We start from the raw sequence: 16,107 nt of genomic DNA on the forward strand, positions 1-16,107 counted from the left end.
CCCTGACTGCACGATTGCTTAACCATCGGATGATACGTAATCATGCCGGGGAAGATGCCGCAGCCGCGGCCGGATCATGAAGAAATCGCAGGTAACATGCCGCCAGATAACGCTTTAATTGTTCCCGTTCTGCTGAGCGGCGGTTCCGGCACCCGGCTTTGGCCGCTGTCGCGCAAATCCTATCCCAAGCAGTTCGCGCCGCTTCTGGGGGAGGAGACCCTGTTCCAGCAGGCGGCGCTGCGCTTCGCGCCCGAAACCGCGCCCGAGGGGCAGCGCTTCACCGCGCCGCTGGTGGTGACCGGAGCGGATTTCCGCTTCATCGTGGTCGAGCAATTGCAGCAGGTGGGCGTCGATCCGGGCGCCGTCATGATCGAACCCGAAGGCCGCAACACCGCCCCCGCAGTGCTGTCGGCGGCGCTCTATCTGATGGCCCATCAGCCCGATGCGATCATGCTGATCGCGCCCTCGGACCATGCGATCCCCGACGCGGATGCCTTCCGCGCCGCGGTCGTGCGCGGGCTGCCTGCGGTGGCGCAGGGCAAGATCGTGACCTTCGGCATCACCCCTGACCGGCCGGAAACCGGCTACGGCTATCTGGAGCTGACCGCCCCGCCCGATGCCGACGACGACCCCGTCGATCTGGTCCGCTTCGTCGAAAAGCCGGACGCGGCGAAGGCGGCCGAAATGCTCGCCTCGGGCAAGTATCTCTGGAATGCGGGGATCTTTCTGGCCCGCGCCGCCGATATGGTCGAGGCGTTCCGCAAATACGCCCCCGATGTCGTCGAACCGGTCGCGGCAGCGTTGAAAGGGGCGACGGCGGATCTGGGCTTCCTGCGGCTGGAGGGCGAGGCCTACCGGCAGGCTCCCTCGATTTCCATCGACTATGCGGTCATGGAAAAGGCCGAGAATCTGGCGGTCGTGCCGTTTTCGCAAGGCTGGTCGGATCTGGGCGGCTGGGATGCGGTCTGGCGCGCGCAGGGACCGGATGCCGACGGCGTGGCGCTGTCCGGCCCTGCCGAGGCGATCGGCTGCCATGATGCCCTGCTGCGCGCCGAAAGCGATGCGCAGGTGCTGGTGGGGATCGGCCTCGACAATATCATCGCGGTTGCGATGCCCGATGCCGTTCTGGTTGCGCCCAAGGATCGCGCGCAGGACGTGAAACTGGCGGTCGAGTTGCTGAAGAAACGTGGCCGCGCCCAGGCCGAGACGCTGCCGCGCGATTATCGCCCCTGGGGTTGGTACGAAACACTGGTGCTGGGCCCGCGCTTTCAGGTCAAGCGCATCGTCGTCCATCCCGGCGCGCAGCTGAGCCTGCAAAGCCATCACCACCGCGCCGAACACTGGATCGTGGTGGAAGGCACCGCCCGCGTGACCATCGATGATGATGTCCGGCTGGTCACCGAAAACCAGTCCGTCTACATTCCGCTGGGCGCCGTCCACCGGATGGAAAACCCCGGCAAGGTCCCGATGGTGCTGATCGAGGTCCAGACCGGTACCTATCTGGGCGAAGACGACATCATCCGCTACGACGATCTCTATGCGCGCGGGCAGGGGGCGAAGGGCTGATGCTGAACGCCTTCAAGGCCTACGACATTCGCGGCCGTCTGGGCGTCGATCTGGACGCTGGGGTCGCGCGCCGCATCGGGCGCGGTTTCGCGCGCGCGCTCGGGGCGAAGACGGTGGTGCTGGGGCGTGATATCCGTGCCTCCAGCGCCGAACTGGCCGAGGCGGTGGCGCAAGCGCTGGTGGATGAGGGGGTCACGGTGCTGGATCTCGGCCTCGCCGGCACCGAGGAGATGTATTTCGCGGTCAGCCATTTCGGCGCCGATGGCGGGATCGAGGTCACGGCCTCGCATAACCCGATGGATTATAACGGCATGAAGATGGTGGGCGCGGGCTCGGCGCCGCTGGCTGGGGCGACCGGGCTGGGGGCGATCCGCGCCCTCGCCGAAGCGGATGATTTCGGGCCCGCGCGTCCGGGCGGCGCGCTGCGTGATGTGGCGGCCGAGGCGCGCGCGGCCTATGTCGCGCGGGTGATGGCGTTTGTCGATGTGACGGCGTTGCGCCCGCTGAAGGTGGTGGTCAATGCGGGCAATGGCGCCGCCGGTCCGACCTTCGATGCCATCGCTGCCGCACTGGCGTCGCAGGGCGCGCCACTGGACTTCATCCGCCTCCATCACCAGCCCGACGGCAGCTTTCCGAACGGCATTCCCAATCCGCTGCTGCCGGAAAACCAGCCGGTGACGGCCGATGCCGTCCGGGTCGCGGGCGCCGATCTCGGCATTGCCTTCGACGGCGATTTTGACCGCTGCTTCTTCTTCGACGAAACCGGCGCCTTCATTGACGGGGAATATATCGTGGGTCTGCTGGCGGCGGCCTTTCTGGCGCGCGAGCCCGGCGCGCGCATCGTCCATGATCCCCGCGTGATCTGGAATACCCGTGATATCGTCGAAAAAGCCGGGGGAACCGCGATCCAGTCGCGCACCGGGCATGCCTTCCTGAAGGCGGCGCTGCGCGAATATGACGCCGTTTACGGCGGCGAGATGTCGGCACATCACTATTTCCGCGATTTTGTCTTCTGCGACAGCGGCATGATCCCCTGGCTGCTGGTGGTCGAGTTGATGGGCCGGTCCGGGATGCCGCTCTCGGCCATGGTGGCCGAGCGGCGCGCCGCCTTTCCGTCCTCGGGAGAGATCAATTTCACCGTGGCCGATGTCGCCGCCGCCCGCGCGCGGGTCGAGGCCGAATTCGGCCCCCACGCCCGCGGCAGGGACGAGACTGACGGGCTGTCGCTGGACATGGGGGATTGGCGGTTCAACCTGCGCGCCTCGAATACCGAGCCGCTGCTGCGCCTGAACGCCGAATCGCGCGGCGACCGGGCGTTGCTGGACGCCCAGGTGGCGCGGCTGCAGGAGCTGATCGCAGGCTAGATTCACGCCGGGATCGTATCGGCGCGGGGATAGCTGGCTGGCGTAGCGATGCTGCGCCGCGCGGCGCTGACCGCTGGTCTGCAAGGGGCGCTCCACCGTGGTAGCTCCGGGGCCACGACCGTTGCGCAACCTGCAGGCATTCGGCGGTCAGAGATATTCTGGCCCTCCGATTGCCAGCTTGCGAAGACGTTTGATTGTCGGGACCCGGCTCGCTGGCCTGATCCAGGCGTTGCTGTCCCGGCCCGGTTGGCAGCGCGGCGGCGGTCCGCTTGGGGTTCCGGAACCAACGGAACCTTTACCGCGTCAGATGAACCGGCGCGATGAGGGGAACCGCAGCATCGCACTGGCGCGGACCGCGAACGTCTGTGCCACAGCGCTTTTTGCACCGGGCAAGCGGGTATTGGCGGTGAACCAGATGTTTCCTGCGGCATGGGTTGCGGCGCATTTGCGAGCGCCGGGGCGAGCGGTGAGGCGGCACCGCGCCGCCCCCGCAAGCCCCCCCCGCACGCCGCGATGTTGGGTTGCCCGGCGCAATCGTGGGCAGGTGAGGATATTCCAGCGTCCCATCGCCAGCTGCGGCCATGTGGGCGTCGGGACCGGGGCAAAACTCTGGGGCGCCTCGCTGACGCCGATGCCTTCCGGTGCAGCCAGGCGCCAAGGATTGCGGGGAAGCCGACGCGACCTGCGTAACGAAACGCCTGCGGATCAGGGCCGCAAGGCGCGCAGCGGAACAGCCCGGCTCGTGCGTCGGGATCGACGGGCCGGGGAAGATCGCGGCCTCTCTCCGTCACGCGGATCCCCGGCGCGCGGAGCCACCTGCCGGATGCGGCCCGGATATCGGCGGCTGGCGACCGCTTCGGCTGAATCTTCCGCAGGCCCTTGACGTTCCGTCGCAGGATCGCTAGCTGGCTAATGAAATTCATTAGCCAGCTAATAACATGCCCGACAGCTCGATTCGCATCTATGAAACCATCCTGCGCCTGACCCGCTCGGTCCGGGCGGCGTTCGAGCAGCGCGTTCAGCAGGCGCCCGGATTGACCTATGCCCGTGCCCGCCTGTTGCTGATGATCGGCCATAACGAGGGCGCCAGTCAGGCCGAACTCGCCTGCCTGCTGGGGATCGAGACCCCCACGCTCAAGCGCCAGCTGGACGCGTTGGAAGCTCAGGGTCTGGCCGAGCGCCGCCCGCTGGCCGAAGATGCCCGCAAATATGCCATCCACCTGACCAATGCCGCGCGGATCGAACCGCTGCTGGGCTTTCGCGCCGAGGTGGGCGTGGCCCTGGCCGAGGGCGTCTCGGCCGAGGATCTGGCCACCACCCAGCGGGTCCTGGACCGGATGGCCGCCAATGCCGCGAAGCTGAAACGGTCATGAGCGAAAATCCCCATAATAACGCGCCCGCTGCACCGGCGGCTGCGGGGCCTTCGGCGCCGCCCTTCGTGCCGAAAAGCCTGCCGCTGACGCTGGGCTATATCGGGGCGTCGATGGTGATCGGGCTGACGCAGGGGCTGGCGCAGGGCTTCGTCAGCACCAATATCCCGCAGATCGCCGGCGATCTGGGCGTGACCACCACACAGGCGACCTGGCTGATGGCGGCCTTTCTGATCCCACGCGCGTCGATGCCGCTGCTGCTGATCAAGCTGCGAACCCAATACGGGCTGCGCCGCTTCGCCGAATGGGCGACGATTGCCTATCTGGTGGTGGCGCTGGCGGGTCTGGCGATTTCGGATCTGCGCTCGGCGCTGGTGATGCAGTTCCTGGCCGGAATGGTGTCGGCGCCGCTGTCGACCCTGGCCTTCCTGTATATGCTCGAGCCGCTGTCGCCGCCCTGGAAGATGCGGTTGGGCCTGCCGATGGTGATGGCCACGATCTCGGCCGGCCCGATGCTGGCGCGGGTGGTTTCGCCGGGGTTGATGAGCGACATGGGCTGGATGCCCTTGCACCTGATGACGCTGGGGCTGGCGGCGGTATCGCTGGCGCTTGTCTATGCGTTGCCGCTGACCTCGCCGCCGCGGATCAAGGTGATCGCGGTCATGGATCTGGTCAGCTGGGGGCTGATCGCTGCGGGATTCGGCGGCCTCACCGTGGCTTTCATCACCGGCGCGGTCTATTGGTGGACCGAGGCGCCGTGGCTCGGCTGGACGCTGGCAGGGGCGATCCTGACGCTGACGGCGGCGGTGGTGATCGAGCTGCACCGCAAGGCGCCGCTGCTGGACATCCGCTGGCTGTCCACCCCTGCCATGGCCCATCTGACCGTCACCCTGCTGCTGTTCCGGCTGATCCTGTCCGAGCAGAGCGCCGGCGCCCCGCGCATGTTCCAGCTCATGGGGATCACCCAAGGCCAGCTGGTGCCGCTGTTCGCGGTCATCTGCATCGCGACCCTGCTGGGCGGTCTGGCGCTGATCCCGATCATCCGGCCCGACCGTGTGCCCGCGATCCATGTCGTCGCGCTGACGCTGATCGCGGCGGCCGCGTGGATGGACAGCCGCGCGACGCTGGACACGCGGCCGGCGCAGATGATGCTCAGCCAGGGGATGATCGCCTTTGCCGGTGTGCTGTTTCTGGCCCCGGCGATGATGCGGGGCCTCGTCTCGGCGCTGGCGCGGGGGCCGAACTATATCCTGTCCTTCGTGATCGTCTTTCTGTCCACGCAGAGCCTTGGCGGCGCCATGGGGTCGGGGCTGTTCACCACCTTCATCAACCACCGGCAGGCTGTTCATCTGCAGATCCTGCGCGAGCAGCTGACCGCCTCGGATGCGCAGATGCTTCAGGAAATCCTGCGCCGCGCCGCGATCCTTGCCCCGCAGATCACCGATGCCGCCGCCCGCAAGGCGCAGGCTGTCGCCCTGATCGCGCAGGACGTTTCCAACGAGGCCTATGTCATGGCCTATAACGACGCCTATCTCCTGACCGCCATGGTGGCGCTGGCAGCCCTTGCCGCGTTGATCCTGCATATTTTCCGCGACTGGCTTGCCGTTCGGCCGACCAGCCCGGCCACGCCCAGCCCCGAGTCCGCATGATGTCGAAAAACCACCTGATCCCCACTGTCGTTGCCCTGATCGCCGGTCTGGCCGGTCTGCTGCTGGTGCTGTTCGCCTGGCACCTGCCGCCCTTCCAATCCGCCCATCCCCAGACCGAGAATGCCTATGTCCGCGGCAAGGTCACCACGCTGGCGCCGCAGCTTTCGGGTTATGTCGCTGCGGTCGAGGTGGTCGATTTCCAGCAGGTCGAGGAAGGCCAGGTCATCGCCCGCATCGATGACCGCCAATATCGCCAGAAACAGGCCCAGGCCGAGGCGGCGCTGGCGGGGGCCGAGGCAGCGCTGAAGATCCAGGAACAGAACATCAATTCGGCCCGCGCCCAGCAGCAATCGGCGGAAGCGGCCCTGCGCTCGGCCGAGGCGGCGCGCGACACTGCCCGGCAAAGCTGGGATCGCGTCAGCGCGCTGAACGCGCGCGGGGTGACGGCGCAAAGCTCTGCCGATCAGACCGAACTGGCGCTGCGCCAGGCCGAGGCGGCCGTCACCCAGGCCGAAAGCGCCATCGCGGTCGCGCGTGAGAACGTCAACGGCGCCGAGATCGGGCTGGCGGCGAAACGGGCCGATATCGCCTCGGCCACGGCGGCGGTGGAACTGGCACGCATCGATCTGGCGAATACGGTGATCCGCGCGCCGCAGGCGGGCAAGCTGGGTCAGATCGGCGTGCGCGCCGGCCAATATGTCACCCCCGGCACCGCGCTTGTCAGCCTGGTCGGCGCTGACGTCTGGGTGATCGCGAATTTCCGCGAGAACCAGCTGCACGGCATGCAGGTCGGCGACCGCGCCGAATTCACAGTCGATGCTATGGAAGGGCGGCGCTTCACCGGCCGGGTCGAGTCCTTCTCGCCCGCCACCGCATCGGAATTCAGCCTGCTGTCGCCCACCAACGCGACCGGCAATTTCACCAAAGTCGCGCAGCGCTTGCCTGTGCGCATCAGCATCGGGCCCGGTCAGCAGATGGCCGAACATCTGGAGCCGGGACTGTCGGTGGTGGTCACCGTGACCGAGGGCTCGGCCGGGCAGGGAGCGATGGCGCAGGCGGTGATGGTGGGGGGGTGAAGCAGCGCCGCAAGGGTTCGCAGGAAAAAGGCCGGCGCGAAGCCGGCCTTTCCATGTTCTGCAGGCGGCTCAGCCGTGGGCGCCCCAGGGGCCATGCGGGGCGTCCTTGCCGTCCAGCCGTTCGAAGCCATGGGCGCCGAAGAAGTCGCGCTGTGCCTGGATCATGTTGGCCGCGCCGCGCGGGCTGCGCATGGTGTCGAACCAGGACAGGCCCGCCGCCAGCGCCGGGACCGCGATGCCCGCGCCGGTGGCGGCGATGACGGTCTTGCGCAGCGCGCTTTCGTTTTCGCGCAGCATGCTGGTGAAGGGCTCGGCGAAGATCAGGCTTTCGCCCGGATTCGCCGCCAGCGCCGAGGCCATGTCGTTCAGCATCTCCGACCGGATGATGCAGCCGTTGCGCCAGATCTTGGCGATGGTCGGCATCGGCAGGTTCCAGCCGAATTCGGCCGAAGCGCGGGCCAGCATCTCGAAGCCCTGTGCATAGCACAGGATCTTGCCCGCGATCAGGGCCTGTTCCAGCGTCTCGGTGTCCAGCAGACCTTGCGGCAGCGGCTGGGGCATGGCGCCGAAAACCTCGGCCCCCTTCTTGCGATCTGCCAGCCGGGCCGAGAGGTTGCGCGCCGTCACCGCCGCCTCGATCACCGGGATCGCCACGGCCAGCTGCTGCGCCTCGATCACCGTCCAGCGGCCGGTGCCTTTCTGGCCGGCCTTGTCCAGAATCACGTCCAGCATCGGCGCGCCGGTGATCGGGTCGGTGGCGCGGGCGACCTTGCCCGAAATCTCGATCAGATAGGAGGCCAGCCTGCCCTTGTCCCATGTCTCGAAGGTCTGGGCGACTTCGGCGGCGTCGAAGCCCATGCCGTCGCGCATCAGCGCATAGGTTTCGGCGATCATCTCCATATCGGCATATTCGATGCCGTTATGCACCATCTTGACGAAATGACCGGCGCCGCCGGGCCCCATCAGCGCTGCACAGGGCTCGCCCTGATATTTCGCGGAAATGGCTTCCAGCACGTCGCGCACCCGGTCCCATTGCGCGGCATCGCCGCCGACCATGATCGAGGGGCCGTGACGCGCGCCGTCCTCGCCGCCCGACACGCCGATGCCCATGAAGTCGAAGGCGTCATTGGCGGTTTCGCGGCTGCGCCGTTCGGTGTCGGTGTAATTGGCGTTGCCCGCGTCGATGATCAGATCGCCCGGCCCCAGCAGCGGGCGCAGCGCGGCGATCTGGTCGTCGACCACAGGACCGGCCGGGACCATCAGGATGATCGTGCGCGGCGGCATGATCGCGGCGACGAAATCCTGCAGCGTGCTGGCGGGTGTCAGCTTCGCCGCAAGATCGCCCGCGCCGGCAATGAAGGCGTCGGTGACGGCCGGCGTGCGGTTATAGACGGCAATCGGATAGCCATGATCGGCGATATTCAGCGCCAGCGCAGCACCCATGGTGCCAAGGCCGATCAGGCCGAGATGGGGGGAAGTATCCATGATGTCTCCTGCAATGGGGCGCACGCCACGGGGGTTGCCACGGGAGTTAACGCTATCATCCGTTAATGCCGGTGTCGGCCGCAGATGCCAATGGCGAAACGACATGCCGCGGCAGCAGGCGAAGAATGCGCCATCGCGTCCCGAAGGTCCATGTCGTTGATGCAGAAGGCAGGCGCAGGGGCGACACCTATGCGCCCGAGGCATGATGGGGGACCGGGCGCCCGCAATCCGGTATCGGGCACCCGTTTTCGCGGTCGGGAGTCAGGCTGCGCCCTGTTCCTCCATCGCCTTCATGTCCATCCAGACCAGTTCCAGCACATGGCCGTCGGGGTCCTGAAGCTGACGGTTATACATCCAGCCCATATCCATGACGGGCCGACCGTCGGGGGTGCCTCCGGCGGCCGCGCCGGCCTCGGTTGTGGCATCGATATCGGCGCGGCTGTCCATGCTCAGCGCATACATGGCCGCACAGGCCTTGCTGGCATCGGCGAGCGGCATGGAGGTGAAGGTCTGGAAATAGGCGCGTGTCAGCAGCTGAAAGGTGATCGTGTCCGACCAGACCATGCTGGCGGCGTTTTCGTCGCTGAACTGGTCGTTCTTCTGGCAGCCGATGGCCGTGTAGAAACGGGAGGCGGCGGCAAGATCGGCCACCGGCAGGTTCACGAAGATCATTCTGGGCATTGCCGTTCCTTTCGGGGTTATCCTGCCACAAGGACGTGGTGGCCGCGGCCGTTCCGACAATCCGTCGATTTTTTTCTGGGGGCGCGACCTAGCGGGCCTCGGCGGCCAGTCGCGCCCGTCGCGCGCGCTCGGCATCCGAGGGCACCTGCCCGAAATCGCCGGGCCGCACGGCGCCTTCGACCCGGTATCGGCAGGCCGTCACCCCGGTGGTCGAGGTTTCGCTGTCCAGCAGCTGCAATGCACGCGGGGGCGTTCCATCCGCGAACAGCCGCTTCCCCCGGCCCAGGATCAGCGGATAGGTGCGGATCACATATTCATCGACCAGCCCGGCACTGGCCATCTGGTGCAGCAGGCTGCTGCTGCCGTAAAGCTGGATCTCGGGCCCGTCGCCGGTTTTCAATGCCCGGATGGCGGAAATGGCATCGCCCCGCAGGACCTCGGTATTGACCCAATCGAGCGGCAGCGCTCCCCGCGTCGCCACGTATTTGGTGGCGCGATTGAAGGCCTCGGTGATCGGGTTCGGATCGGCATGCGGCCAATAGGCGGCCAGCATTTCATAGCTGCGCCGGCCCAGCAGCAGGTCGATCCTGCCCGCGACCGAGTCGGTCAGCGCGGCCCCCATCTCGGCCGTCCAATAGGGCACGATCCAGCCCCCGAGGGTGAAGCCGTCACGCGGGTCTTCCTGCGCGTGGCCGGGCGATTGCATGATGCCGTCCAGCGACACATGATTGATGGCGATGATCTTGCGCATGTCAGGTCCTTTCCGTTCGCAGCCTGTCCATCAAGGACGGCGCCGCTGCGCCGATTCCGACATTCCGGCGCAATCAGGGGATGCCTGGTGGCGCTACAGCCGGTCCAGCAGCTGGCGGATATGGGCGGCCTCGGCGGGGGTGTTGGCCAACCCGATGGCGCGGCCGAAAGCCTCGCGGGCTTCGGCATGGCGGCGGAGGTCGCGCAGCAGAATGCCGCGCAGGCCGTGGAAGTAGAAATAGCCGTCAAGTGCCGGGGCGAGCGGTTCGGCAAGATCCAGCGCCGCCCGGGGGCCGTGCAGTTTCGACACCGCAACCGCGCGGTTCAGCGTCACCACCGGCGAGGGCGCGAGCCGTTCCAGCGCCTGATAAAGCTGTTCGATCCCCGCCCAGTCGGTCTCGGCGGGATCGGCGGCGCGGGCATGCAGCGCGGCGATGGCGGCCTGGATCTGATAGGGGCCGGGCTGGCGGTGCAGCATCGCCTTGTCGATGATCGCCAGCGCCTCGGCGATCAGGCGCCGGTTCCACAGCTGCCGGTCCTGATCCTCCAGCAGGATCACCGCGCCATCGGCATCGAAGCGCGCGTGCTGGCGGGAATGCTGGATCAGCATCAGTGCCAGCAGGCCCATCAGTTCCGGCTCGGCCGGAAACATCCGCAGCAGCAGCCGTGCCAGCCGGATCGCCTCGTCACACAAGGCGGCGCGGTCGCTGGCGGGATTGGCGTCGGTATAGCCCTCGTTGAACAGCAGATAGATCATCGCCGCCACGGTCTGCACCCGCGCCAGACGTTCCTCGGGGGTGGGCGTCTCGAAGGGGATGTCGGCGGCGGCGATCCGGGCCTTGGCGCGGGTGATCCGCTGCTCCATCGCCTTTTCCTTGACCAGAAAGGCGGCGGCGATCCGGGCCACCGGCACGCCCGAGACGATCCGCAGCGCCAGCGCCACCTGCTGCGTCGCCGGCAGGTCGGGATGGCAGCAGATGAACAGCAGGCGCAGGATGTCGTCGCGGTAATCGGCGCTGTCCAGCCGCTCGGCCATGTCGGGCGGCTCGGCCACCCGGTCAAAGGCGGCGTCGCCGGGCGGCAGCGTCATCATCCGCCGCTGGCGCCGCACATCGTCAAGCGCGGCATTGCGCCCCACCATGATCAGCCATGCGGCCGCGTCGCGCGGCGGCCCCTTGTCGGGCCAGGTCTTCAGCGCTCGCAGAGAAGCCTCCTGAAAGGCTTCCTCGGCGAGGTCGAGATCGCGGAAATAGCGCAGCAGCGCCGCCATCGCCTGCGGCCGCGCGCCGGTCAGCCGCGGCTCGATCCAGCTGGCGTCAGGGATCGATGTCATCGGCGGCCGCCTGTCCGTCGGGGTAATAGCCGATCAGCGGGCGCAGCTCGTAGGCGCCGCCGGGATTGGCGCGGGCCAGATCGCGGGCGATCGCGAGGCCCTGTGCCAGATCGTCGAGATCGACGATATAGAAGCCCAGCAACTGCTCCTTGGTCTCTGCATAGGGACCATCCAGCACCGCGCCGTCGCTTTTGCGCAGCACCGTGGCCGAGGAGGACGGCATCAGCCGCGCAATCGGCCCGAAGCGGTCGGACCATTTGCCGTGAACCTGTTTCAGCCGCGCGATGACGGCCGCGTCATGTTCGGCCGACCAGTTCGTGGTCACGGTTTCGTCGTGATAACACAGGATCGCATAGAGCATCCGGGTCCCCTTGCCGCAGGCCCGGGATGCACCGGGGACTGCGGCGTCATGCGCGATCAGCTATCGGCCAGATCATCGCGATTGCGGTCGTGGAGCGCGGTGGTCTCGGGCGTCAGAACCTCGGCGAAATCCTCCATCTCGTAAAGCGGACGGATCTCCAGCTCGCTCGGGCCGGGCATCGGGTTGGGGCAGCGCTTGGCCCAGGCCACGGCCTCGTCCATGTCCTTGACGGTCCACAGCCAGAAGCCGGCGACGAGTTCCTTCGTTTCGGCGAAGGGGCCGTCGATCACCAGCCGCGAGGGGCCGTCAAAGGCGACCCGCTTGCCTTGCGAGGACGGCTTCAGCCCGTCGCCGCTCTGCATGATGCCGGCCTTGATGAGTTCGGCATTGAACTGGCCCATGGCCTCCAGCAGGTCGGTCGAGGGCATGTCGCCCCGCTCGCTGTCGGCGGTCGCCTTCACGAATACCATCACGCGCATCAGTCTTCTCCCTTGAATGGTCCGGCCATGATCGACCTTCCGGGTTAAAGACGCACCACACTTCTGCATTCCGACAGCCGATGCGCATTCTTTGGCCGGCCACCGCTCAATACATCGCGGTATAAAGCGTGATGGTGATCGGCGCGCCCGGCGTGAAGGGGGCGCTGCCACGGGCCAGAAGCCAGCCGTCTGCTTCGCGTTCCAGTGTGGCCACGACCTCGACCGGGGTGGCGGCGCGGGCGCCCGCTGCCGGCTGCGGGACGGCGAATTCGACCGAGGTGGCCTTGCCGTTGCTGTCCAGACTGGCCGGCGCGGCGCTGCGGGCGGCGTCGGAACTGCTGCCGCCGTCGAGGCTGATCCGAATCCGGCCCGGCGGGATGGGGGCGCCGCCTTCATAGACGACGGTGCCCAGAATGTCGGCGGATTGGGCGGCCACGGTGCCCGCCATGGCTGCGGCTGCGGTGGTGCCGGCGGCCAGCAGGATGGTGCGGCGATCGGTCAGGCGTTTCATCGCGCTTCCTTACATGGATGCGTGGCCCGGATCGGGGCCACGCAGGAGAAGGGGATGGCGGCGGGGGCCGAAGCCCCCGCCCGTTTTCAGATGACGTAGAAATCGTCGCCGGTCAGGGCGAGATTCCTTGCCAGTTGGGCGAACTGGATCGCCGTCCCCTGGCCCGAGCCGTCGGCATCATAGAAAAGCGCACCGCTGTCGGTGTCATAGATGATGCGGTCATCGGCATCCTGCGCCGTCCCGGCCGCGCTTTTGTGGAAGCTGCCGAAGGTCAGCGGTCCATCGTCGCCCAGCTCGGTGAAGATGCGCTTGTCGAGCAGGATCAGATCCTCGTCCACGTTGAAGTCGGTGATCCGGTCGATATTGTCGGCGCCCAGCTCGGTCGAGAAGCGGAACGAATCCTCGTCCGCGCCGCCGGTCAGGATATCGGCCATCAGCCCGCCATCCAGCAGGTCGGCGCCATTGCCGCCCGACAGCTTGTCGCTGCCAGCGGTGCCCGGCTCGGCCGGGGCGGGCGGGAATTCGACCGACACGTTCAGCTTGTAGGTCGAACCCGCCGGCACCGATTCCGACCAGCCGCTGGGATCGGTCGAATCCGGGTCCCAGCGTCCTTCGAGAATATAGTAGGTGCCGGTTTCCTTGACCACGAAGACGGTGCTGGAATCACGCGTCGTCGTCGATCCGGGATCGCCGCCGCCATCGTCGTTTTCGGCGACGATATTGCCGTTCGCATCCAGCAGCCGTAGCCAGCTGTCATGGACATTTGGATCGGCGATGCCGTCAATGTCGATGGACAGGACCGTGCCCGCGGCCAGTTCGATCTTGTAATAGCCGCCCTGACCGTTGCCGGTGGCATTGACGGTGGTGTGCAGCACGGTGGTCGAATCGAAGATGTCCGGGTCCGCCGTCAGCGAGAAGTTGTTCGAGATATCGAACGCCGTCGCGATCGAGTTGTTGGTCGCATCCGGTCCCAGCGTGGCATAGCCGGTCCCCATGCCGGGCTGCGGCAGCGGTTCGCCCTGATAGGCGAAATCGCCTTGTAGCACGTCATCTCCGTTGCCGCCCTGAAGGTTGTCGTCGCCGCCCTGACCGGTCAGGATATTGGCGGCCGCGTCGCCTTTCAGGGTGTCATTGTAACCCGACCCGGCGAGGTTCTCGATCGAGACATAGGTATCGCCGGCATTCCGGGCGCGTGTCAGATCGAGATTCACGCCCTTGGTCGCATCGGCGTAATCGGCGGTGTCGCTGCCTGCGCCGCCGCGCAGGGTGTCGGCGCCCGCGCCGCCGGTCAGCCGGTCATCGCCCGCACCGCCCCACAACTCGTTGTTCTGCGCATTGCCGATCAGGTGGTCACCGAAGGACGAACCCTCGACATTCTCGAAATTGGCCAGGATGTCATGGCGGATGGTGGTGCCGCGCCCGACGATCTGGACCGGCCCGTCGGCATCCCCGCCGCTGGCGGTGCCGTTGGCGAGATCGACCGTGACCCCGGCCGAGCTGCCGGCATAGACCACGGTGTCGATGCCGGCACCCCCGTCCAGATAATCCTGGCCCGAGCCGCCGACCAGCGTGTCATTACCGGCCTCGCCATACAGGATGTCGCCATCGGCGCCACCGTTGAGGAGGTCGTTGCCGTCACGGCCGTTGAAGACATCGCCGCCGCCCCGGCCCCAGAAATGGTTGTTCGCCGCAGTGCCGATGAAGCGGTCGATGCGGTCATCCGAGCCGATGAGGTTCTCGATGCTGTAGAAGGTGTCACCCGAGCCGGTGCCGCCGCTGGCGATGTTCTTTTCGAGGTTCACCAGCAGCTGGAAGGGGCTTTCCATGCTGTAATCGACGGTATCGACCCCGGCGCCGCCGCGGAAGACATCGATCCCGTCCTGGCCGCGCAGCACGTCATCGCCATCGCCGCCGTCCAGCACGTCATCGCCGGCGCCACCGTTGATGGTGTCATTGCCGGCGCCGCCATACAGCGCGTCATTGCCGTCATCGCTTTCAGTCTGATCTGCCAGATCGGCGATGGGAATGGTGTTGTTGATGTCGCGGCTGGCCAGCGAATCGCGCCCGCCGATGATCAGATCGTCACCGTCCAGGCCGAAGATCGTCTGACCGCCCGCGCCGCCGTCCAGCACATCGGCATTCTGGGTGCCGTAGACGATGTTGCCGGGTGCGGTGACTGCCGGATCGGGGGGCGTGGCGGTGCCGGGACCGGGCGGAAGCGTCGTGTCATAGGCGTAGACGATATTCTCGATATTGGCGAATTTCTTGACGTTGATGCCCCGCGCCAGCACGATGATGGTGTCGTTGCCGCCATTCGCCAGCTCGCGCACGATGTCGTCGCGGGAATCGACGAAATAGGTGTCGTCCCCGGCATTGCCCGCCATGCTGTCCGCGCCGCCGCGACCGTCCAGAATATTGTTGCCGTCATTACCGATCAGCAGATCGTTATAGGCGCTGCCGATGCCGTTCTCGATGTAATATTCGGTCTGGTCGGCGTTATGGCCGGCGAAGATCGCGACGTTGTTATTGTGCCCGTTCACGCTGGAGAACTGGCCCGCGCGCAGGTCGAGGATCGTCCCCGCGGTCGAACCCGAGAAATCGATGGTATCGGTTCCGCCGGTGTCATGGATGACGAAGCCGATATCGTGCTGCATCCCCGAGGAGGTCAGCTGATAGCCGTATTGGCTGCTGTTGAACCCGTATGTGTTGTCCCCGGTGTTCAGGTTGATGGTCTGATAGGTCCGCTCGCCATTGGCGTCCACGGTCGAGAAGAAGCGCCGGATCACCGCCTCGATATCCGCCATCAGCGGCGTCGAGGCCGACCAGCGGGTATCTTCGCCCACGTCGATGCCGTCGAAATAGGACATGACGCTGTATTGCTGACGGTCATAGATCCAGGTGGCGTTGTTCAGATAGTTGATCTGCACGCCACCGGGGCCGCTGTAATTGTACAGGCCCGGATGGTTCAGGCCGAATTCATGGCCGAATTCATGGATGAAGCTGTCGAACACATAGCCGCCGATATCGGTCTTGTCCGGCTCGGTGTCGTGGAACCGCTGGCCGATGCTGACATAGCGGTTGCTGGAGAAGGCGCTGCCATCGCTGGGCTCGCCGATTTCGGGGCTGACCACCCGCATCCAATCCGTCGCCGGGTTCCAGGCCGCGTCGTCGACGATTTCGAATTGCAGCGGCGTGACCGAGGACCACATGCTCAGCGCGCCGATCGCCGCCGCCTTGTAATCGGGATGGTCGTTCAGCTCGGTCACGTTGATGCGAAGCGGATTGGCGGCGATGGCGGGCGTCAGGCTGCGATTGAGCGCGCCAAGATAGTCGAGAAAGGCTTCGTAATCATCGCTTTTGCCGTAAGGGTTATCCGGCGTCTGGTCGTTGATCCACCATTGACTGGCGTTCTGGGTTGGAGTCGGCATTTCAGGGCTCCCTGTGCTAAACAACCTTGAATAGTCGAGTGTGCAAAAGTCCGG

Annotated in this window: 13 protein-coding genes; 5 read left to right on the forward strand and 8 right to left on the reverse strand. The window is 66.4% G+C overall.

All coding sequences use genetic code 11. The features are described 5' to 3' along the window. Positions 1-96: 96 nt before the first annotated feature. The 5 genes from H1S04_RS11155 to H1S04_RS11175 all read left to right on the forward strand — a co-directional run bounded on the left by H1S04_RS11155 (position 97) and on the right by H1S04_RS11175 (position 7,025). Positions 97-1,566: a mannose-1-phosphate guanylyltransferase/mannose-6-phosphate isomerase gene (locus H1S04_RS11155; RefSeq protein WP_181745670.1), complete on the forward strand. Its 1,470-nt coding sequence runs from the start codon at positions 97-99 to the stop codon at positions 1,564-1,566. Beyond that, entirely contained in the window at positions 1,566-2,930 is a 1,365-nt protein-coding gene (locus H1S04_RS11160; protein ID WP_181745671.1) for a phosphomannomutase, read from the forward strand. The genes H1S04_RS11155 and H1S04_RS11160 overlap by 1 nt, the downstream gene beginning before the upstream one ends. A 938-nt stretch (positions 2,931-3,868) precedes the next feature. Next, positions 3,869-4,303: a MarR family winged helix-turn-helix transcriptional regulator gene (locus H1S04_RS11165; protein WP_181745672.1), complete on the forward strand. Its 435-nt coding sequence runs from the start codon at positions 3,869-3,871 to the stop codon at positions 4,301-4,303. Then, positions 4,300-5,949, forward strand: a complete 1,650-nt coding sequence (locus tag H1S04_RS11170) for an MFS transporter (RefSeq protein WP_181745673.1) — start codon at positions 4,300-4,302, stop codon at positions 5,947-5,949. Before H1S04_RS11165 ends, H1S04_RS11170 begins: the two co-directional genes overlap by 4 nt. Further along, positions 5,949-7,025: an HlyD family secretion protein gene (locus H1S04_RS11175; RefSeq protein ID WP_181745674.1), complete on the forward strand. Its 1,077-nt coding sequence runs from the start codon at positions 5,949-5,951 to the stop codon at positions 7,023-7,025. Before H1S04_RS11170 ends, H1S04_RS11175 begins: the two co-directional genes overlap by 1 nt. Positions 7,026-7,094: 69 nt before the next feature. Here the strand turns inward: H1S04_RS11175 and gndA are convergent, their stop codons facing one another. The 8 genes from gndA to H1S04_RS11215 form a co-directional block, all read right to left on the reverse strand. After that, on the reverse strand, positions 7,095-8,510 hold the full coding sequence (gene gndA, locus H1S04_RS11180; RefSeq protein WP_181745675.1) for an NADP-dependent phosphogluconate dehydrogenase: 1,416 nt from the start codon (positions 8,508-8,510) through the stop codon (positions 7,095-7,097). Between the two features lie 261 nt (positions 8,511-8,771). Beyond that, a complete protein-coding gene (locus H1S04_RS11185) occupies positions 8,772-9,191 on the reverse strand; it encodes a VOC family protein (protein WP_181745676.1) in 420 nt (139 codons plus the stop codon). Between the two features lie 88 nt (positions 9,192-9,279). Continuing rightward, positions 9,280-9,942 (reverse strand): dihydrofolate reductase family protein, encoded by a 663-nt coding sequence (locus H1S04_RS11190; RefSeq protein ID WP_181745677.1) that lies wholly within the window; start codon positions 9,940-9,942, stop codon positions 9,280-9,282. Positions 9,943-10,035: 93 nt separating this feature from the next. Continuing rightward, positions 10,036-11,274, reverse strand: coding sequence for an RNA polymerase sigma factor (locus H1S04_RS11195; protein WP_181745678.1), 1,239 nt, complete (start codon positions 11,272-11,274; stop codon positions 10,036-10,038). Beyond that, positions 11,258-11,635, reverse strand: a complete 378-nt coding sequence (locus H1S04_RS11200) for a YciI family protein (RefSeq protein WP_181745679.1) — start codon at positions 11,633-11,635, stop codon at positions 11,258-11,260. The genes H1S04_RS11195 and H1S04_RS11200 overlap by 17 nt, the downstream gene beginning before the upstream one ends. 56 nt (positions 11,636-11,691) lie before the next feature. Further along, positions 11,692-12,114, reverse strand: coding sequence for a YciI family protein (locus H1S04_RS11205; protein WP_181745680.1), 423 nt, complete (start codon positions 12,112-12,114; stop codon positions 11,692-11,694). A gap of 106 nt (positions 12,115-12,220) precedes the next feature. After that, a complete protein-coding gene (locus tag H1S04_RS11210) occupies positions 12,221-12,625 on the reverse strand; it encodes a hypothetical protein (protein ID WP_181745681.1) in 405 nt (134 codons plus the stop codon). 86 nt (positions 12,626-12,711) lie between these two features. Next, positions 12,712-16,017 carry a M10 family metallopeptidase C-terminal domain-containing protein gene (locus H1S04_RS11215; protein WP_370470457.1) on the reverse strand — a complete coding sequence of 1,102 codons (3,306 nt, stop codon included), beginning with the start codon at positions 16,015-16,017 and terminating at the stop codon, positions 12,712-12,714. Positions 16,018-16,107 lie beyond the last annotated feature (90 nt).

The sequence above is a fragment of the Paracoccus sp. S1E-3 genome, from assembly GCF_013868135.1.
GTDB lineage: Bacteria > Pseudomonadota > Alphaproteobacteria > Rhodobacterales > Rhodobacteraceae > Paracoccus.